This is a genomic window from Streptomyces sp. NPDC028910, from assembly GCF_055564955.1.
Window position 1 is genome coordinate 108755 of the sequence record NZ_JBVHVF010000013.1, and the last position, 19938, is coordinate 128692.

A 19938-nucleotide genomic window follows, 5' to 3' on the forward strand; every position below is an offset into this window, starting at 1 on the left:
GGCCACCTTAGGGTGGAAGAGGAGTGGGAGGACTGACTGTGACCGGCACCGGCGATCCGTTCGCGTTCGACCTGATCACGATGGGCCGGATCGGGGTGGATCTCTACCCGTTGACGACCGGCGTACCACTGGCCGAGGCGGAGACCTTCGGTAAATTCCTGGGCGGCTCCCCGGCCAACGTGGCCGTCGCGGCGGCCCGGCTGGGGCGGCGGGTGGCGCTGATCACCCGGACCGGCGCGGACCCCTTCGGCGGGTATCTGCGCTCCGAGTTGCGGGGGTTCGGCGTGGACGACCGGTGGGCGACCGAGGTCGACGGCCTTCCCACGCCGATCACCTTCTGCGAGATCTTCCCGCCGGACCGCTTCCCGCTTTACTTCTACCGGCTGCCGAAGGCCCCGGACCTGGAGATCGAGGCGGACGAGGTCGACCTGGAGGCGGTACGGGCGGCCCGCGTGTTCTGGATGACGGGAACGGGCCTGAGCGAGGAGCCCTCGCGCGCCGCGACGCTGGCGGCGCTGGAGGCCCGCGGCCGGTCGGGGACGACGGTGTTCGACCTGGACTGGCGGCCGATGCTGTGGCGGGAGAAACCGGGGCCGCACTACGAACGGGCCCTGGCGTGGGCGACGGTGGCCGTCGGGAACGCCGAGGAGTGCGAGATCGCCACGGGGGAGTCCGAACCGTACGCGGCGGCGCGGGCGCTGCTCGCCGCCGGCGTGGAACTGGCGGTGGTCAAGCGGGGCCCGCAGGGCGTGCTGGCGGTCCACCGCGACGGGACGGTGGCGGAGGCGGCGCCGGTTCCCGTCCGGGTGGTGAACGGGCTCGGGGCGGGGGACGCGTTCGGGGGTGCGCTGTGCCACGGGCTGCTCGCGGGGTGGGACTTGGGGCGTGTCGTGCGGTACGCGAACGCGGCGGGGGCGATCGTGGCTTCGCGGCTGGCGTGCTCGTCGGCGATGCCGTTCTCTCACGAGGTGGAGGAGGTGCTGGGGCGTGCCGGTGGTGTCTGAGCGGGGGATGGAGTGGACGAGGCTGATCGTCCTCGACCTTGCTCCGGGGGAGGTGTACGCGCACGCGTGCGGGGGGTCGGAGTGGATCGTGCTGCCGCTGTCGGGCGGCTGCCGGGTCCGCTGCTGGGGCGCTGTCCCAGACCCCGCGCCTCAAACTCCGGCGGGGCTGAATGACCGGGGCTCCGCCCCGCACGCCGCGCCTCAAACGCCGGCGGGGCTGAAAGACCGGGGCGGCGCCCCCGGCAGCGGACCGGAAGTCTTCGAACTGCGGGGGCGGACGGGGGTGTTCCAGGCCGTGACCGACTTCGCGTACCTGCCCCGGGACGGACACGCGGAGGTCACCTCGGCCAGAGGAGGGCGCTTCGCCCTCGCAGGCGCCCGGTGTGAGCGGCAGCTCCCCGCGCGGTACGGCCCCGCCGCAGACGTGCCCGTCGAGCTGCGGGGCGCCGGTCAGTGCTCTCGGCAGGTCAACAACTTCGCCGCCGCCGGCCCGGGCGGCTTCGACTGCGACCGGCTGATCGCCGTCGAGGTGCTCACCCCCGGCGGGAACTGGTCCTCCTACCCGCCCCACAAACACGACGAGGACCACCCAGGCGAGGAGTCCCGCCTGGAGGAGATCTACTACTTCGAGATCGCCCCGCACGGCGACACCCCCGGCTTCGGCTACCAGCGCGTCAGCCCCTCCCCGGCCGGGAAGACCGACATCCTCACCGAGGTGCGCACCGGGGACGCCGTGCTGATCCCCGACGGCTGGCACGGGCCGTCCATCGCCGCCCCCGGGCACGACATGTACTACCTGAACGTGATGGCCGGACCGGGCGGGACCCGGGAGTGGCTGATCCGGGACCACCCCGACCACGGCTGGATCCGCGGCAGCTGGGCCGGCCAGGACATCGACCCGCGGCTGCCCTTCTCCCGAGCGGAGGACCCCCGGTGAGACTCACCGTCGCCCAGGCACTCGTACGCTTCCTCTCCCGCCAGTACGCCGAGCGCGACGGGCAGCGCCACCGGCTGATCGCCGCCACCTGGGGGATCTTCGGGCACGGGAACGTGGCGGGCCTCGGCCAGGCCCTCCTGGAGACCGGGCCGGACGACATGCCCTTCCTCCAGGGCCGCAACGAGCAGGCCATGGTGCACGCCGCCGTCGGGTACGCCCGCCAGCGCGGCCGGCTCTCCACCCACGCCGTCACCACCTCCATCGGACCCGGCGCCACCAACCTCGTCACCGGCGCCGCCCTCGCCACCATCAACCGGATCCCGGTGCTCCTGCTGCCCGGGGACACCTTCGCCGCCCGGCCCGCCGATCCCGTGCTCCAGCAGCTGGAGGTCCCGTACGCCGGCGACCTCTCCGTCAACGACACCCTGCGGCCCGTCTCCCGCTACTTCGACCGGATCACCCGCCCCGAGGCCCTGATCCCGGCCGCCCTCCAGGCCGTGCGGGTGCTCACCGACCCCGTGCGGACCGGCGCCGTCACCCTCGCGCTGCCCCAGGACGTCCAGGCGCAGGCGTACGACTGGCCCGAGGAGTTCTTCGCCGAGCGCGTCTGGCGGGTGCGGCGCCCCCGGCCGGACCGGGGTGAGCTCGCCGCGGCCGCCGAGGCCGTACGGGCCTGCGCGCGCCCCCTGCTCGTCGCCGGCGGCGGGATCCGGCACAGCGGGGCACAGGCCGCCCTGGCCGCCTTCGCCGAGGCCACCGGGATCCCGGTCGCCGTCACGCAGGCGGGCAAGGGCGCCCTCCCGTACGACCACCCCGCCGACGTGGGCGGGATCGGCCATACCGGGACGGCCACCGCCGACGACATTGCCCGGGAGGCCGACCTCGTCATCGCCGCCGGGACGCGGCTGACCGACTTCACCACCGCCTCCGCGACCCTCTTCCAGAATCCGCAGGTCCGGTTCATCGGCCTCAACCTCGACCCGTACGACGCCCACAAGCTCGCCGCCCTCCCCCTGGTCGCCGATGCGCGGGAGGGGCTCGACGAGCTTCGGGAGGCGGTCTCCGGCCACCGGGTGGATTCCGCGTACGAGACGGTGTACCAGCACCGCAAGAGCCGCTGGGAGACCCGCGTCGACCAGGCCTTCGCCGCTCCCGACGAGGACGCCGTACCCACCCAGGCCCAGGTGCTCGGGCTGCTCGACCGGCTCGTCGACGGCACCGACATCCTGGTCAACGCGGCCGGCTCGCTCCCCGGCGACCTGCACAAGCTGTGGCGGGCCCGGTCGGCGGACCAGTACCACCTGGAGTACGGATACTCCTGCATGGGCTACGAGATCCCGGCCGCCATCGGGGTGGCGCTGGCCGCGCCCGGCCGCCCGGTGTGGGCGCTGGTCGGCGACGGGACCTACCTCATGAATCCCACCGAGATCGTCACGGCCGTCCAGGAGGGCGTCCCGATCAAGGTGGTGATCCTCGACAACCACGGCTACGCCTCCATCGGCGGCCTGTCGGGGGCCGTGGGCGGCGAGGGCTTCGGCACCGGCTACCGCTTCCGGGCGCCCGACGCCTCGTACACGGGGGACCCCCTGCCGGTGGACCTCGCGGCCAACGCGGCCTCCCTCGGGATGGCCGTGATCCGCGCCCGCACCGTACGTGACCTGCGCGAAGCCCTCGCCGAGGCCCGCTCGGCGACGCGTCCCACATGTGTCTACGTACAGACCCGAACGCCCGACACTGTGTCGGGCCCACCCCCGGCACAGGCGTGGTGGGATGTTCCTGTGGCCGAGACGGCGACCCGCAAGGCGGCGTCCCGGGCCCGTGAAGAGTACGACCGGCAAGCCGCGCAGCGACGTCGCCATCTGTGAAGGAGCAAGGCACATGAAGACCGTCAACCACTGGATCGGTGGCAAGACCGTCGAGGGCGCGTCGGGCAACTACGGCCCGGTCACCGACCCGGCCACCGGCGAGGTCACCACGCAGGTCGCGCTCGCCTCGGCCGAAGAGGTCGACGCCGCGGTACGGGTCGCGAAGGAGGCCTACCTGTCCTGGGGCCAGTCCTCGCTGGCCGCCCGCACCAAGGTGCTCTTCGCCTACCGCGCCCTGCTCGACGCCCACCGCGACGCCATCGCCGAGCTGATCACCGCGGAGCACGGCAAGGTCCACTCGGACGCGCTGGGCGAGGTCGCGCGCGGCCTGGAGATCGTCGAGCTGGCCTGCGGGATCACCACGCAGCTCAAGGGCGAGCTGTCGACGTCGGTCTCCAGCCGCGTGGACGTCTCCTCCATCCGCCAGCCGCTGGGCGTGGTCGCCGGCATCACCCCCTTCAACTTCCCGGCGATGGTGCCGATGTGGATGTTCCCGCTGGCCGTGGCCTGCGGCAACACCTTCATCCTCAAGCCGAGCGAGAAGGACCCGTCGGCCGCCAACAAGCTGGCCGAGCTGGCTACCGAGGCCGGTCTGCCGGCGGGCGTCCTGAACGTGGTCCACGGCGACAAGGTGGCCGTCGACGCGCTGCTGGCCCACCCCGACGTCGCGGCCGTCTCCTTCGTCGGCTCGACCCCGATCGCCCGCCACATCCACACCACCGCCTCCGCCAACGGCAAGCGCGTGCAGGCGCTGGGCGGCGCCAAGAACCACATGCTGGTGCTGCCCGACGCGGACCTGGACGCGGCCGCCGACGCGGCGGTCTCCGCCGCCTACGGCTCGGCCGGCGAGCGCTGCATGGCGATCTCCGCCGTCGTGGCCGTCGGCTCCATCGCCGACACGCTGGTCGACAAGATCCGCGAGCGCGCCGAGAAGATCAAGATCGGCCCCGGCGACGACCCGACCTCCGAGATGGGCCCGCTGATCACGGCCGCCCACCGCGACAAGGTCGCCTCGTACGTGAAGGGCGCGGCCGCCCAGGGCGCCGACGTGGTCCTGGACGGCACGGGCTACACGGTGGAGGGCAGGGAGAACGGCCACTGGATCGGGCTGTCCCTGCTCGACCACGTCCGGACCGACTCCGACGCCTACCGCGACGAGATCTTCGGCCCGGTGCTGTGCGTCCTGCGCACGGAGACCTACGAGGAGGGCGTGGCCCTCATCAACGCCTCGCCGTTCGGCAACGGCACCGCGATCTTCACCCGCGACGGCGGCGCCGCCCGCCGCTTCCAGCTGGAGATCGAGGCCGGCATGGTCGGCGTCAACGTGCCGATCCCGGTGCCGGTGGGCTACCACTCCTTCGGTGGCTGGAAGGACTCGCTCTTCGGCGACCACCACATCTACGGCAACGACGGCATCCACTTCTACACCCGCGGCAAGGTCGTCACGACCCGCTGGCCGGACCCCGCGGACGCCCCGGCCGGTGTGGACCTGGGCTTCCCCCGCAACCACTGATGGGGCAACCGCTGAGCGCGCGCAACCGCCGAGCGCGCGCAACCGCCGAGCGCGCGTACGCCCCGTAGGGCCGGCCCGCCCCCGCAACCCTCACCGCGGGGGGCGGGTTCCGTTCCAGAACCTCGACACCGGGACCAGCTCCGGTGCGGATTCCACCGGTGCGGATTCCACCGGTTCGTGGTCCGCGCGGCGCCGGCGGCGCAGCGCCCACACGGTCACCCCCGCGCCCGCCAGCACCAGGAGCAGGCCCACGGCCGGCCAGGGAACGGCGATGAACTCCGTCTCGGACGCCGGGGCCAGATCGGGGTGGGCCGCCGCCCCCGCGGTGATCCGCACGGTCACCCGGTCCGACTGGGGGGCGTCCGGCCACCGCTCGGTCAGCTCGATCCGCTGACCCGGGAGCAGGGTCAGCTTCAGCTCGCGGGCCGGCCGGTCCAGCAGCTCGCGCCCGAACAACCCCTCGGCGGAGACCGCCACCTCGGGCTCGATGGCCATGTTGCCCCGGTTGACCAGCGCGTACGAGATGGTGGCGCTGGCGTCCTGGATCCAGGGCAGCAGCGGCGCCGACCGGCTGACGCGTACGTCCTCGACGCTCAGCCCCGCGGTGACGGGACCGGGCACCCGGAAGTACAGCCGGGCGCCCACCGAGCGCTTCACCCCGACCTGGACCTGGCCGTCCTGTCGCAGGCCCTCCACGGCGGTGCCCAGGGCGACGATCCCGCCGACGTGGTCACCGGGTGTCGCGTCCGCCGGGACCCGCACGGTGAACGGGATGTCCTTACGGCCCTTGGCTGGCACGGTGACGAGACTCGCGGCCTGCGGCCCCATCGTGATCCACGCGCCGACGTCCTTCGGCTTGGTCTCCACCGGCAGCAGCGCGAAGGCTCCGCCCACCGGGGTGTTCACGGCATCGGTGGCGAAGACCTGGAACGTCAGCTCCTTGTCGGAGGAGTTCAGGATCGTCACGCTGTCGCCGAGGGTGGTCCCGGCCGCGCCCTGGTGGAAGAAGTACGCGCGGTCGCTCGTCGCCGCACCGGCCGCCGGTGTCGGGAACACCGCCCACGTGCCGTTGTCCGCGGCCGTCGCCGCGCCGGCCGGCAGCAGGCCCGCGCCCAGGAGCAGGCCGAGGAGCAGACCGTACAGGGAGGTGCGGGTGCGGGTGCGGCTACGCCTGCGCATGGGCGGTCTCCAGTCGGCGCGGAACGGGGAAGGGGCGGCGCGGCGCCGGAGCGCCGCACCACCCTGGCGGAGCGGGCCGTACGGGTCAGGCGGTCAGGCGATCAGGCGATCGAGAAGGTCACGACCGTCTGGTAGGTGTTCGCGAACATGAAGGGCGGGAGCTGGATCATCCCGGCGCCACCGACGGCGAACTCACCGCCGGTCAGCTCCTCGCCGCCGGCGGCCTGCGAGGCCACCTTCATCGGGACGTCGGAGATCGCGCCGGGCGTGCCCGCGGTGCAGGTGCTCGGGCTGTCCGGGTTGGTCACGGTGCAGGACGGCTGGATGCCGATCTGCGCCTTCGCCATCGAGTGGCCGGTGGACTGGTTCAGGAACGGCGTACGCGTCGCCGTCACGTCCCAGCCGAGCGAGCCCCCGCGGAAGTCCTGGACGGTCGCGGCGTTGAAGACGCCGACCAGTGACTGCGCCTTGCCGTTGATGGTGACCGCGCCGAAGCTGACGGCCGGCTGGCCGTCCTTGGGGCCGAGGGTCAGCGGTCCGGGGAGGACCTCGACGTCGACCGGGTTCTTCACGCCGGGCTGGTCCTCCAGGAACACGAAGGCCTTGTACGGGGTGATCGAACCGTCGATCTTGATCGTGTCGGCCTTCTTGGTGACCGTGATCGTGCAGGTGGCGGCGCCGGACGCGTCGGCCGTGCCGGCGCCGGTGTCACCGGTGGCCACGCCCGCGAGCAGGGCGGAGCAGGTGACGGCGCCGGCCGGGAAGTTGGCGCCAGTGACGACGACGGCGGTGCCCGCCGGGCCGCTGTTGGGCGTCAGCCTCGTGGTGACCGGGTCCTTGGGCAGGGCCTCGACCGCGACCGAGCCGAGCGAGGCGGACGGGCGCGGCGCCGGGGTGCAGGTGGTGGTGAAGACGGAACCGGAGAGGTCCGCGTCGGTCACCGCCAGGTCGAGGGCGACGTCGACCGTGGTGCCCTCGGTGCCGTCCGGAATCCTGATCGTTCCGGAGAACGCCTTGGGGTCGAGCGGCTGCCCGGCCACGACGGTGACGGTCTCGGGCGGGCTGGTGACCACCTGGGTGGTCGTGCCGACCTTGAGGGTGATCTTGGAGGTGTTCACCGTCGTGACGGAGAACGCGGGGATCAGCGGGCTCGCACCCGGGTCGATCGTGATCGGGACGACATCGCCGGCCTTGGCGGCGTCGGGCAGCGTGACCGTGTAGTTCTGGTTGCCCGAACCGTCCGACTGCGGCGCCGGGGCGTCACAGTTCTCGAAGACGGCCGTGGTCTTGGTCGCGGCCTGCGCGGAGCCCGCCACGCCCACCACACCGCCCGCCAGGGCCAGGGTCAGGGCCCCCGCCCCGGCCAGCACTCTTCGTCTGAGCATTCTCGTACTCACAGGGTCGCGACTCCTTCGTCATGACGAACCCCTCCCCCCACCCGCTGTGTGGGGAGGCCGAGCCGGTGCGGTGGCCGATATTGACGCGTCGCGGTGATGAGAAGTCAATGACTTGCTTTCGCCCGAAGCACACACAATGTGATGGGCCATCAGGGGCGGTCTGATGGCCCATCGGATACCGACTGGTCGGGGTGGCCGGGGGGCCCGGGGTGGCCGGGGTGGCCTAGCGGTCGGTGGGGGTGTGCAGCAGCAGGTTCGGGGTGCCGGCCGGGAGCGCGGTGATCCGGTCGGGCACGGCGCTGCGTACCAGCGCCTGGGAGACCTGCGCCGGGGTCCTCGCCGTACCGCCCGCCAGGAGGAGCGCGGCGACCCCCGCCACGTGCGGGGCGGCCATCGAGGTGCCGGAGGAACGGGCCGTGGCGGTGGCGGAGCCCTTCCAGGCCGAGGTGACCCCGACGCCCGGCGCCGAGAGGTCCACGCAGCGGCCGTGGTTGGAGAACGGCGCGCGCCGGTCCTGGGCGTCGGTCGCGCCGACGGTGACGGCCTGGGGGACGGAGGCGGGGGACCCCGTACAGGCGTCCTTGTCGTCGTTCCCCGCGGCCACGGTGAAGGTGATCCCGACGGACACGGCCCGGATCACCGCCGCCTCGAGGGCGCGACTGCGGGTGCCGCCGATGCTCATGTTGGCCACCGCCGGGGTGGCCGGGGACTTGGCGGCGTCCCTCACCACCCAGTTGAGGCCCTTGAGGATGGCCGACAGGCTCGCGGAACCACGGCAGTCGGCCACCTTCACCCCGACGAGCGAGACCCCCTTCGCGACCCCGTACGTCTCCCCGCCCACGGTCGCCGCGACGTGCGTGCCGTGGCCGTTGCAGTCGCGGGAGCTCCCGAGGAACACCGCGTTGACGCCGGACCGGGCGCGACCGCCGAACTCCCGGTGGCCGGTGTTGATGCCGGTGTCGACGACGTAGACGGTGACGCCCTCGGCCCTGGTGGCGTACGTGTACGAACCGTCGAGCGGGAGCGTGCGCTGGTCGATCCGGTCCAGCGGCCAGGGGGCGGGTGCCTGCGGCTGCGTGTCGGTGATGCGGAACTCCGCGTCCGGTTCCACGGAGGCCACCCGGGGGTCGGCGGCCAGGGCGGCGGCGCGGGCGGCGGTGGTGCGGACGGCGAAGCCGTTCAGGACGGCGTCGTAGACGGGCCCGACCTCATCGCCGGAGTCCGCTGCCTCGGCGGCCAGGGCGCGGGTCGGGGCGCGGGAGGTGGTGTCCTTGAGGACGACGACGTAGGGGGCGACGGGGGCTTCGGCGGCGGTGGCGTCGGAGTGCGGAGGCAGGGCGGTGGCCGTGGTCGCCGCGGCGAGCAGCGCGGCGGCGGGCAGGAGCGGGGAAAATGCGGTCATGCGGCCGATGCTCGGCGAGCGACGGCACGGGCGCGCGGAGGGTGCGCCGAGTGGGCGCACGACACGCCGCCGCACGGGCGGTCGTGGCACGGCCAGGCGCCGCAGGCCCGGCCACATCCGAAAGGGACGGCCTAGGGGGTAAGCGGCCAGCCGCGCATGGAGAAGATGCCCTCGTCGCGGGCGCCGGCGGAGTCGTAGGTGGCCAGGGCGGCCTCGTTGTCGGTGTCGACGCCCACCCACATGCCGTGGCAGCCGCGTGCCTTCGCCTCGTCGGCGAGGGCCAGGGTCAGGGCGCGGCCGATCCCGCGGCGGCGGTACCCCTCGTCCACGGAGAGTTCGTAGAGGCACATCTCGGTGCCCTTGTCGGGGTGGGTCATCTCGACGCCGGAGACCATTGCGGCGGGCACGCCGTCGACGTAGGCGATGAGCATCACGTGCCCCGGCGCGGCGAGGAAGCGCTCCGACCAGTCCGCGCGGGCGGGCCCGTCGAAGAGGGACTCGGCGGCCGAGAGCTCGGCGGGGGTGAGGGCCCGGCGGATGTCCATGGCGGCCACGATAATGGGCGCATGACGGAGGGCGAGCCGCATTTCGGCGCGGCGCGGCGGGCGTTCGGAAACACCTGACGGGGCGGCCGGAGGACCGGCCGGCGTGTGCCGGCCGTCGAAGACTTGAGGGGGAGCGTCGTGAGAAGTGCCGTGGTCACCCCGGAGGACGACCGGATCCGCTGGGTCGAGCTGCCGGGGGAGGAACCGGCCCGGGTGTACGTGCACGGGCTCGGATCCACCTCGCCCGCCTACTTCGCGGCGAGCGCCACGCATCCGCTGCTCGCGGGGCGGCGTTCACTGCTGGTCGATCTGCTCGGCCACGGGCACAGCGACCGGCCCGAGGGGTTCGGCTACACCCTCGAAGCGCATGCCGACGCGCTGGCGGCCGCCTTCGCCGTGGCCGGTGTGGAGGGCGCTGAGCTGATCGCGCACAGCATGGGCGGAGCCGTGGCCATCGTGCTCGCCGACCGGCACCCCCACCTGGTCTCCCGGCTGGTGCTCGTCGACGCCAATCTGGACCCGCTGCCGCCCGCTCCGGCCACGGCGGGGAGCAGTGGGATCGCCTCCTACACCGAGGAGGAGTTCCTGGCGGGCGGCTGGGCCGAGGTGCGCGACCGGGTCGGCGCGCACTGGTGGGCCACGATGCGGCTGGCCGGCCGGACGGCTCTCTACCGCACCGCCGTCCACCTCGCCGCGGGCACGACGCCCACCATGCGCGAGCTGCTGCTGGAGCTGAAGATCCCGCGCAGCTACCTGCTGCCGGAGGCGGACGGCCCGCTCCCGGGCGCCGACGCGCTGGAGGCGGCGGGCGTCGCCGTGGTGTCCGTCCCCGACTGCGGGCACAACATCATGCTGGACAACCCGGAAGGCTTCGCCAGGGCCACCGCGGCGGCCCTGGCCAGAGCATAGGCACGGCGCACCGCGCCGTACCGCCCGCCGCACCGCGCGGCGTGCTGTCAGCCGTGGGTCAGCCCTGGGTCCGGGGCCCGGGTATGCCGTCCCGGGTCTGGGCGCCCGGGGACGGGGTGCCGTCGGTCCAGGCGTAGACCCGCTTGCCGCGCACCGCGACCTGGTACTGGTGGGCGTCCCGGCACTCGGAGCGGACCTCGGCCCGCAGGCCGCCCGGCCACCACTTGGCGTGCAGATCCGGAGCGGGCAGCGGCCGCGGCGTGCCCGCGCCGCACCGTGGGCCGTCCAGCGGCGTCGCGCCGAGGGTGAACCGGATCAGCCGGGCCTCGCCGGTGGTGCGCACCCGTATGCGGACGTCGGTGGCGTCCTTCGGTATCCAGGACGGCAGGACGAACGCGCCCTCCGGGCCCCGGGGCGCGTCGGCGACGGTCGCGAAACGCTTGCCCCTCTCCTTGAACACCTGGTTGTCGATCGTGTCGGTCACGGGGTTGGGCGGCAGGTTGGGCAGCGCGAAGGCGGCGGTGGCCAGGACTCCCACGCTGGCGGCGGCGATGACGAGCGGGCGGCGGTTCATGCCCCCAGTCTCGGCCGGGAGACCCTTCCCGCGCGTCCCTCCACAGGACGAACCGTGACGGGGCCGGAGGTCCTACACGGCCTCATACCTGAGAGGGTCTCGGGTCAGGCTCCGCCGACGCGCAGTAACCGGGGGGCGCCGGGGCGAGTTGGCCGGGGGTGCCCCGTCCGCCCCCGCCCCGAGGAATTCCATGCGCCGTCGCCGCCTCGTCCCCGCCCTCGCCACCGCCACCGCCACCGCCACCGCCGTGTTCGTCCTCGCACCGGCGGCCTGGGCCGCGCCGGAGGTCCCGGCCGACAAGCCGCTGGTGCTGAGCCGTTGGACGCAGACCAGTGCCGCCAGCTACCGGGCCTGGGCCGACGCCCGCCAGCACCGGGACGCCTGGACCCCGTACGGCTTCGACTGGTCGACGGACTACTGCACCTCCTCCCCCGACAACCCCTTCGGCTTCCCCTTCGGAACGGCCTGCGCACGCCACGACTTCGGCTACCGCAACCATCGGGCGGCGGGTCTGTTCCCCACCGCCAAGGCCCGGCTGGACGAGGCGTTCCACGCGGACCTGAAGCGGGTCTGCGCGCAGTACTCGGGCACCCGCAGGAACTCCTGCGACGGCACCGCGTGGACCTACTACCGGGCCGCCAGTCTCCTCGGAATCTCCTAGACGAGTAGGCCCTGTGCCGGCCCTATCCGGCCCCGCCAGCCCGAGGTGGTCCGACGCGCGTGCCGCTGTTACCGCGTCAGGTGCCGGGTGAACCAGTCCCGCGCCAGATGGGCCACCTCGTCCAGGGCTCCCGGCTCCTCGAAGAGGTGGGTGGCTCCCGGGATGACCTCGAGCCGGTTCTCGCAGCGCAGCTCGCGCTGGGCCTGGCGGTTGAGGTCGAGCACCGTCGTGTCCCGGCCGCCCACGATGAGCAGCGTGGGCGCACGTACGCCGGCGAGCCGCGAGCCGGCGAGGTCGGGCCGGCCGCCGCGGGAGACCACGGCGCCGACGTCCGCGTCATCGGCCGCGGCCGCCCACAGCGCCGCCGCGGCTCCGGTGCTCGCCCCGAAGTAGCCGATCGGGACGGCCTCGCGGTGCCGCAGCCAGCGGGTGGCGTCCGCGAGTCGCCCGGCCAGCGTCTCGATGTCGAAGACGTTGGCCCGGTCGGCCTCCTCGGCGGGCATGAGCAGGTCGAAGAGCAGGGTGCCGAGGCCCGCCCGGTTCAGCTCCGCCGCCACCGACCGGTTGCGCGGGCTGCGGCGGCTGCTGCCGGAGCCGTGGGCGAACATCACGACCGCCCCGGCACCCTCCGGCAGGGCGAGGTCCCCGGCCAGCGAGAGGCCGCCGGCGTCCACCTCGACCGGGACGGCCCGGACGGCCCGGCGGGGTGCGGGACCGGCCGCCGCCCGGGCCAGCAGCGCGACGACCTCCTCGTCCGAGGTCTGGGAGAAGTCCTCGTACCACTCGCCGACGGCGCGGAAGGCGTGCGGCGTGGAGAGGCACACCACTTCGTCGGCCTCGGTGCGCAGCCAGGCGACCGCGTCCGGCGGCGCCACCGGAACGGCCAGCACCACACGCGCGGCGCCCTGCGCCCGCACGACTTCGCACGCGGCCGCGGCCGTGGCCCCGGTCGCGATCCCGTCGTCCACCAGGATCACCGTCCGGCCGTCGAGGGGCACTCGCGGCCGGTCGCCGCGGAAGCGTCGCGCCTGCCGGGCGAGCTCCGCCTCCTCGGCGTGCTCGACCGCCGCGAGGTCCTCCTGGCGGACCCGGGCGCTGCGGACGATGTTCTCGCTGATGACCCGTACGCCGCCCTCACCGATGGCGCCGAACCCGAGCTCACGGTGGTACGGGACGCCGAGCTTGCGCACCACGATCACGTCGAGCGGGGCGCCGAGCGCCTGGGCGACCTGGAACGCCACCGGGACTCCGCCGCGGGGCAGGCCCAGCACGACGGGATTCTCCCCCTCCAGATGGCGCAACGCTTCGGCGAGACGCTCGCCCGCGTCCGCGCGATGAGTGAACAGCACGAGGTTCGCCCCCAAACCAGGGGAGAGGGAAAGCAGGCACACACCTAATTCGACGCAACCCCATGTACGGCCTTTCCGCAAGTCGGGCGCCGGCGCCGAGGGGCGGGGGCGCCGGGGGGGGGCGGGGGCGTCCGACGCGCGCGGGAGCAAGGCCCGCCCCGTGTCTGAATTGATAGCGAAGAGTGAGTTTGGGTAGCTTTGCGTGAGCTCCGGACGGCTCGCTTGCGCCCAGTAGCGAGGGTTCGGACAGGAGGTGCATGCCGGTGCCGGGTCCGAAGCGGGAAGAGCGGCCGAAGAACAAGGCGCGGCGTGCGGTGGTCCGGGGCGCCGACGCCCTGGACGCGCGGCTTCCACTCGCCGAAACGGCCCGGTCGGTGGTGCGCAAGCTCTTCCCCGACCACTGGTCCTTCCTCCTGGGCGAGTTGGCGCTCTACAGCTTCGTCGTGCTGCTGCTGACGGGCGTGTTCCTCGCCTTCTTCTTCGACCCGTCGATGCGGGAGACCCCGTACCAGGGCTCGTACGAGCCGCTGCGCGGCGTGCTCATGTCGCAGGCCTACCTCTCCACCCTGGAGATCAGCTTCGACGTGCGCGGCGGCCTGCTGATCCGTCAGATCCACCACTGGGCGGCGCTGGTCTTCCTGACCGCCATCGGCGCGCACCTGCTGCGGGTGTTCTTCACCGGCGCCTTCCGGCGCCCCCGTGAGACCAACTGGCTGGTGGGCGTGACCCTGTTCATGCTGTCCCTGCTGGAGGGTTTCGCCGGGTACTCGCTCCCCGACGACCTGCTGTCGGGCACCGGGCTGCGCATCGCCCAGGGGATCATGCTGTCGGTCCCGCTCGTCGGCACGTACCTGAGCTTCTTCGTCTTCGGCGGCGAATATCCCGGAGAAGACATCGTCTCCCGGCTCTACCCCGTGCACATCCTGCTGGTCCCCGGCCTGCTGCTGGGCCTGATCACCCTGCACATCCTGCTCGTCTTCGCCCTGAAGCACACCCACTGGTCGGGACCCGGCAGGACCGGCCGCAACGTCGTCGGCCTGCCGTTCTTCCCGCAGTACGTGGCCAAGTCCGCCGGGCTGTTCTTCATGGTGTTCGGGCTGCTGGCCGCGCTCGGAGCGATCGCGCAGATCAACCCCATCTGGGCCTACGGCCCCTACCGCACCGACCTGGTCTCCACCGGCTCCCAGCCCGACTGGTACGTCGGATTCCTGGAAGGGTCCCTCCGCCTGATGCCCGGCGTGGAAACACGCGCGTGGGGCCACACGATCATGTGGAACCCCCTGCTCACGGCCGTGCTCCTGCCCGGCCTGCTCTTCGCGATCCTCTACGCCTACCCCTTCTTCGAACGCTGGATCACCGGCGCGTCGGGGGAGCGGCACCTGTGCGACCGCCCGCGTGACCGGCCCGTCCGCACGGCCCTGGGCACGGCGGCCCTCTCCTGCTACGCCGTGCTGCTCCTCGCCGGGGCCCAGGACATCCTCGCCTTCGTCTTCGACGTGCCCTTGCAGCCGCTGACCTGGGCGCTGCGCATCGCGTTCTTCGCGGTACCGGTGGGCGCCTTCTGGCTCACCAGGCGGCTGTGCCTGGCGCTCCAGTCGCGCGAGTTCCGCCTGCTGACCGAGGGGGAGGCGTCCGGCCTGGTGCGCCAGAGCGCCGAGGGCGGCTTCCACCCGGAGCACCGGACCCTCGCGGCCGCCGAGCGGTACGCCGTCCTCGCGCGGGAGCGGCCCCTGCCGCTGGTGCCCGCCGACGGCGCGGACGGGGCGGACGGCGCCGACCACGGGCGCCTGCGGCCCCTGCTGAACAGGCTGCGGTGGGCCCTCAGCGGCTGGTACTACCGGGACAGCGTTCCGTACCCCATGACCGCCGAAGAGCGCCGGAAGATCGCCGAAACCACTGCGGGACCGGACTACCGGAAGGTGCCTTCGGAGTCCTCGGTGACCTCGGAGTCTTCGCAGGACACCCCTTAGCCGGTCGCTCGGTCGCTCGGTCGGTCCCTCGGTCGGTCCCTCGGTCGGTCCCTCAGTCGGTCCCCTGGTCCTCGTGGCCGAGGTTCTGGAAGGCGAACCCCAGGACCCCCGGCAGCAGGACGCCGAAGCCGATCAGGCACAGCCACAGGCCCTGGACCACTCCCAGGCCGATCAGCGCGCTGCCCGCGGCCGTCAGTACGGGGAAGTAGCTGCGGGCGGGGAAAAAGGCCAGCCGGCCGCCGGCCTCCAGGACCTCGGCGTCCGTGCGGTCCTCCGGCCGGGCTCCGGCCCGCCCGTACTGGCGCCAGAGGTAGAGGGCGACCAGGCTCGCCATGACGAAGGAGACGCAGAGCGCGGCGCTGCCCGCCGGCTCGCGGGAGAACCAGCCGTAGACGAGGGTGGTCGCCGCGAAGAACAGGGCCGTGCCGGTGAAGAGCCAGGCCTCACCTTTCACGGGTCACCTCCGGGTGGTGAAGGTCGAAGGCCGGCGATTCCGAACGGATCCGCGGCAGGGCGTGGAAGTTGTGCCGGGGCGGTGGGCAGCTCGTCGCCCATTCCAGGGAGCGGCCCCATCCCCAGGGGTCGTCGACGGTGACCCGCGCGCCGTAACGGTGGGTCTTCCACACGTTGTAGAGGAAGGGCAGCGTTGAAAGGCCCAGCAGGAAGGAGCCGAGGGAAGAGATCGTGTTCAGGAGCGTGAAGCCGTCGCTCGCGAGGTAGTCCGCGTACCGGCGCGGCATGCCGGCCTCGCCCAGCCAGTGCTGGACCAGGAAGGTGGTCTGGAATCCGATGAACAGCGTCCAGAAGTGGATCCTGCCGAGCCGCTCGTCCAGCATCCGGCCGGTGAACTTCGGCCACCAGAAGTAGAAGCCGGCGAAGGTGGCGAAGACGATCGTGCCGAAAAGGACGTAGTGGAGGTGCGCGACGACGAAGTAGCTGTCCGTCAGGTGGAAGTCCAGCGGCGGCGATGCCACGAGCACGCCCGTCAGACCGCCCAGGAGGAACGTGACGAGGAAGCCGATGGACCACAGCATCGGCGTCTCGAAGGAGATCGAACCCCTCCACATCGTCCCGATCCAGTTGAAGAACTTCACCCCGGTCGGCACGGCGATCAGGAAGGACAGCAGGGCGAAGAAGGGCAGCAGTACGGCCCCCGTCGCGAACATGTGGTGCGCCCAGACGGTGGCGGACAGACCGGTGATGGCGATCGTGGCACCGATGAGGGCCGCGTAGCCGAACATCGGCTTCCGGCTGAAGACGGGGAGGATTTCGGTGACCACCCCGAAGAACGGGAGAGCCACGATGTAGACCTCCGGATGCCCGAAGAACCAGAACAGGTGCTGCCACAGCAGAGCGCCGCCGTTGGCCGGGTCGAAAACGTGCGAACCGAACTTCCTGTCCGCCTCCAATACGAGCAGCGCGGCCGTGAGAACGGGAAAGGCCAAGAGCGCCAGGATGGAGGTGAAAAGAACATTCCACGTGAAGATCGGCATACGGAACAAGGTCATGCCCGGCGCGCGCAGGCAGACGATCGTGGTGATGAAATTGACCGCCCCCAGGATCGTGCTCAGACCCGAGACGGCCAGCCCCATGGCCCACAGGTCGGGGCCCGTACCGGGGCTGAACCGGGCCCCGTTCAGCGGCGCGTAGGCGAACCACCCGAAGGCCGCCGCCCCGTCGGCGGTCAGGAATCCGGAGACCACCATCAGGCCCCCGAACAGGTACACCCAGTAGGTGAAGGCATTCAGCCGCGGAAAGGCGACATCGGGCGCGCCGATCTGCAACGGCATGATCGCGTTGGCGAATCCGGTGAAGGTCGGGGTCGCGAACAGCAGCATCATGATCGTGGCGTGGATGGTGAACATCTCGTTGTACTGCTGGTTCGAGACGATCTGCAGCCCGGGGCGGGCGAGTTCGGCCCGCATGAACATGGCCAGTACGCCGGCGAAGAGGAAGAAGGCGAAGGCCGTCACCAGGTAGAGATTGCCGATCACCTTGTGGTCGGTGGTCGACAGCCACCTCAGGACGGCGGAGCCCTGGCCGGCCCGCAGCTCGGTCTTCGTCCTCGTCCTCGTCGTCGTCCCGGCCCGGTCGTCGGCTGATGCCTCATGCGCCCCTTGTGCCCCTTGCGCCCCTCGTGTCCCTGGTGCCTCTTCGGGTGAACGGTCCACCGATGTCATCCGTCCTCCAGAGAGCCTCGCCGACGCGCCTGCACCTCTTGCCCTACAGCCTGGGCTGCGCGGCGAACCGGCGGCGCGCCGTGCGAACCGGCCTTTCGGCGCGTCTGGAGCACTGAGTGCCAGCGGACCGCCGGGGCCACGCCGGCGCCGGTGTTCCCAGCCGCAGGTCTACGAGTCGACCGCGGCCGGGTCGAGGGAGTCGACGTCCTCCATGAAGCTCAGCACCCGGGCGTTGACCAGACAACAGGTCCCTGCCTTGCTCGCCACTTATGCCCGATGTGTGACTGGTCAGCCGGCCTATCTTCAGATGCGCATCGAAGGCCCGCAGGAGCTACCTGCCGTGGCCCCGTCGGTGGACCGGTCGGGGTGCCACTGATCTGCAAGAAAGCCCTCCGCGAGGGAGGGCTTGAGGGTAGGACGTGGAGAGTGCCCCCGGCAGGACTCGAACCTGCGGCCAAGTGCTTAGAAGGCACCTGCTCTATCCACTGAGCTACGGGGGCCGGAAGGTGGCCGTGGTGGGCCTGGAGCCCCTGGTGGGGGTGGGGCTACGGTCCGCGCCGGGTCAAGGATAGGGCTCCGGTTGCCTTGTCCCGGTTGCTTCACTCGCGGGCCACGATGTGGAGGTTCGGTGAAGCGGTCCCGATAATCGCAGGCAGGTGCGATTCTCGCATCGCTTTTGCGCCGCGGCACCCTCGGTGTTGTGCACTCGTTATGCCTGCGCCCCACTCGTCCGCCGTGCCCAGAATGTCCCACTGGAGTCGCGGTCGGCGCGCAGAGGACGTATAAGCTTCAAAAATGGTCCTAAATTGGGCATTCTTCGCATGTGGTGACCTTGGATGTTCGGCCTCAGCTGCTCGATGCCCTGTCCGCCCTGCGCGACCGGGTCGCGTCCGTGCGTCTGCCGCTGCCCCTGCCCGGCGCCCCGCGGGCGCGCCAGACCAGAGCCGAGCTGCTCGCGCAGCTCGACGACTACCTCGTACCCCGGCTGAAGGCGCCCGAGGCGCCCATGCTCGCCGTCGTCGGCGGGTCCACCGGGGCCGGTAAGTCCACCCTCGTTAACTCCCTCGTCGGACGACAGGTCAGCGAAGCCGGGGTGCTGCGTCCGACCACGCGCACCCCGGTGCTCGTCTGCCATCCGGATGACCATCACTGGTTCGCCGGGATGCGCGTACTGCCCGACCTCATGCGCGTCTGGGTGCCGCACGAAGAGGACGAGACGCCACCCGCGACCAAGGCCCGGGCCCGCGACCGCGGCCGCGGCAACAGTCACGCGACCCGCGAGATGCGGATCGAGACCGTCACCACCCTGCCGCGCGGACTCGCCCTCCTCGACGCCCCCGACATCGACTCCCTCGTGGTCGAGAACCGGACACTCGCCGCCGAACTCATCTGCGCCGCCGACGTCTGGGTGATGGTCACCACCGCCTCGCGGTACGCCGACGCCGTCCCCTGGCACCTGCTGCGCACCGCCAAGCAGTACAAGGCCACCCTCATCACCGTCCTCGACCGGGTCCCGCACCAGGTGCTCACCGAGGTCTCGCGGCAGTACGGCGCCCTGCTCACCAAGGCCGGACTGGGCGACGTACCGCGCTTCACCGTCCCGGAGCTGCCCGAGTCGGCCGGCGGGGGCGGGCTGCTGCCGGCCAGCGCCGTCGCCCCGCTGTTCGCCTGGCTCGCCCACCACGCGCAGGACCCGGCCGCCCGGCAGTACGCCGTCGGGCGCACCGCGCTCGGCGCGCTGGACTCCCTCGGCCGCCGGATGCCGGAGCTCGCCTCCGCCGTCGCCGCCCAGCACGCTGCCGCCGTACGGCTGACCTCGGCCGTCGAGGACGCGTTCAGGCGGGAGGGCAAGCGGGTCCGGGGCCGCCTCGACCAAGGCGCCGTACTGGCCGGGGACGCGCTGACCCGGTGGCGCGGCTACCCCCTCGACACGAGCGCCGACGAACTACTGGACTCCCTCGCCGAGTCCCTGGCCGCACTGCTCCAGTGCGCCGTCGCCGCCGCCGACGAGCGGATCGCCGATGCCTGGCGGCGCGAGCCGGCCGCCGGCGCGGTGCCACTGCCGGCGCCCGACAGGGAAGCGGGGGAACGCATCGGCCTGGCCGTACGCCGCTGGCGGCGCGTGCTGGAGGAACTCGCCGAGGAGGAGGTGGCGCGGCTCGAACAGCAGCCCGCGCCCGACCCCGACGGCGTCGCGGCCCTGCTCGTCGCCGCCCTCCTCGGCGGCAAGCGGGCCCGGCCCGCGGGGGAGCGGCTCGCCGAACGGATCGGCGCCCAGGCCGCGCTGCGGCTGCGCGACCGGGGCGGGGAACTGGTCGACGCCCACCTCGACCAGGTACTGCGCGGCGAACGTGACCGCCGGCTCGCCCCGCTGGAAGCGCTCGAAGTGACCCCGGAACCACAGGCCGAGCTCATTGCCGCGCTGTCCCTACTACAGAAGGAGAGGTGACGCG

The 19938-nt window shown here is 72.4% G+C and carries 16 protein-coding genes and 1 tRNA gene; 8 read left to right on the plus strand and 9 right to left on the minus strand.

All coding sequences use genetic code 11. The features are described from left to right. Positions 1–23 precede the first annotated feature (23 nt). The 4 genes from iolC to ACZ4TV_RS17975 are packed head-to-tail and all read left to right on the plus strand — an operon-like array spanning position 24 to position 5319. Positions 24–1004, plus strand: a complete 981-nt coding sequence (iolC, locus tag ACZ4TV_RS17960; protein ID WP_468135624.1) for a 5-dehydro-2-deoxygluconokinase — start codon at positions 24–26, stop codon at positions 1002–1004. Continuing rightward, positions 988–1941 carry a 5-deoxy-glucuronate isomerase gene (gene iolB, locus ACZ4TV_RS17965; protein WP_468135625.1) on the plus strand — a complete coding sequence of 318 codons (954 nt, stop codon included), beginning with the start codon at positions 988–990 and terminating at the stop codon, positions 1939–1941. Before iolC ends, iolB begins: the two co-directional genes overlap by 17 nt. Next, positions 1938–3806, plus strand: a complete 1869-nt coding sequence (gene iolD / locus ACZ4TV_RS17970) for a 3D-(3,5/4)-trihydroxycyclohexane-1,2-dione acylhydrolase (decyclizing) (protein ID WP_468135626.1) — start codon at positions 1938–1940, stop codon at positions 3804–3806. The genes iolB and iolD overlap by 4 nt, the downstream gene beginning before the upstream one ends. A gap of 13 nt (positions 3807–3819) precedes the next feature. Next, on the plus strand, positions 3820–5319 hold the full coding sequence (locus ACZ4TV_RS17975) for a CoA-acylating methylmalonate-semialdehyde dehydrogenase (protein WP_468135627.1): 1500 nt from the start codon (positions 3820–3822) through the stop codon (positions 5317–5319). Positions 5320–5409: 90 nt separating this feature from the next. Here ACZ4TV_RS17975 and ACZ4TV_RS17980 read toward each other — a convergent pair whose 3' ends face one another. The 4 genes from ACZ4TV_RS17980 to ACZ4TV_RS17995 form a co-directional block, all read right to left on the minus strand. Then, the gene (locus tag ACZ4TV_RS17980) at positions 5410–6498 is read right to left on the minus strand and encodes a WxL protein peptidoglycan domain-containing protein (protein WP_468135628.1); all 1089 of its coding nucleotides are present in this window, start codon (positions 6496–6498) and stop codon (positions 5410–5412) included. 101 nt (positions 6499–6599) lie between these two features. Then, positions 6600–7895 (minus strand): hypothetical protein, encoded by a 1296-nt coding sequence (locus ACZ4TV_RS17985; protein ID WP_468135629.1) that lies wholly within the window; start codon positions 7893–7895, stop codon positions 6600–6602. A gap of 223 nt (positions 7896–8118) precedes the next feature. Then, entirely contained in the window at positions 8119–9297 is a 1179-nt protein-coding gene (locus ACZ4TV_RS17990) for a S8 family peptidase (RefSeq protein ID WP_468135630.1), read from the minus strand. 131 nt (positions 9298–9428) lie between these two features. Continuing rightward, positions 9429–9842: a GNAT family N-acetyltransferase gene (locus ACZ4TV_RS17995; RefSeq protein ID WP_468135631.1), complete on the minus strand. Its 414-nt coding sequence runs from the start codon at positions 9840–9842 to the stop codon at positions 9429–9431. A gap of 138 nt (positions 9843–9980) precedes the next feature. On the opposite strand from ACZ4TV_RS17995, the gene ACZ4TV_RS18000 reads away from it, so the two are divergent. Beyond that, positions 9981–10751: an alpha/beta fold hydrolase gene (locus tag ACZ4TV_RS18000; protein ID WP_468135632.1), complete on the plus strand. Its 771-nt coding sequence runs from the start codon at positions 9981–9983 to the stop codon at positions 10749–10751. A gap of 58 nt (positions 10752–10809) precedes the next feature. Here ACZ4TV_RS18000 and ACZ4TV_RS18005 read toward each other — a convergent pair whose 3' ends face one another. Continuing rightward, positions 10810–11325 (minus strand): hypothetical protein, encoded by a 516-nt coding sequence (locus tag ACZ4TV_RS18005; protein ID WP_468135633.1) that lies wholly within the window; start codon positions 11323–11325, stop codon positions 10810–10812. A gap of 190 nt (positions 11326–11515) precedes the next feature. Between ACZ4TV_RS18005 and ACZ4TV_RS18010 the strand changes: the two genes are divergently transcribed. Continuing rightward, positions 11516–11986, plus strand: a complete 471-nt coding sequence (locus ACZ4TV_RS18010) for a phospholipase (protein WP_468135634.1) — start codon at positions 11516–11518, stop codon at positions 11984–11986. A gap of 68 nt (positions 11987–12054) precedes the next feature. Here the strand turns inward: ACZ4TV_RS18010 and ACZ4TV_RS18015 are convergent, their stop codons facing one another. Then, complete coding sequence (locus ACZ4TV_RS18015; protein WP_468135635.1) at positions 12055–13335, minus strand: phosphoribosyltransferase family protein; 1281 nt, start codon at positions 13333–13335, stop codon at positions 12055–12057. A 257-nt stretch (positions 13336–13592) separates the two neighbouring features. Between ACZ4TV_RS18015 and qcrB the strand changes: the two genes are divergently transcribed. Continuing rightward, positions 13593–15305: a cytochrome bc1 complex cytochrome b subunit gene (qcrB, locus tag ACZ4TV_RS18020; RefSeq protein WP_468135636.1), complete on the plus strand. Its 1713-nt coding sequence runs from the start codon at positions 13593–13595 to the stop codon at positions 15303–15305. 52 nt (positions 15306–15357) lie between these two features. On the opposite strand, the gene ctaF is transcribed toward qcrB, so the two are convergent. From ctaF to ACZ4TV_RS18035, 3 genes are all read right to left on the minus strand, one after another. Next, entirely contained in the window at positions 15358–15759 is a 402-nt protein-coding gene (ctaF, locus tag ACZ4TV_RS18025) for an aa3-type cytochrome oxidase subunit IV (RefSeq protein ID WP_468135637.1), read from the minus strand. After that, positions 15749–17356, minus strand: a complete 1608-nt coding sequence (gene ctaD, locus ACZ4TV_RS18030; protein WP_468135689.1) for an aa3-type cytochrome oxidase subunit I — start codon at positions 17354–17356, stop codon at positions 15749–15751. The genes ctaF and ctaD overlap by 11 nt, the downstream gene beginning before the upstream one ends. Before the next feature lie 556 nt (positions 17357–17912). Next, positions 17913–17985 (minus strand) — tRNA-Arg (locus ACZ4TV_RS18035). A 332-nt stretch (positions 17986–18317) separates the two neighbouring features. Between ACZ4TV_RS18035 and ACZ4TV_RS18040 the strand changes: the two genes are divergently transcribed. Continuing rightward, complete coding sequence (locus ACZ4TV_RS18040; RefSeq protein ID WP_468135638.1) at positions 18318–19934, plus strand: dynamin family protein; 1617 nt, start codon at positions 18318–18320, stop codon at positions 19932–19934. Positions 19935–19938: the final 4 nt, after the last annotated feature.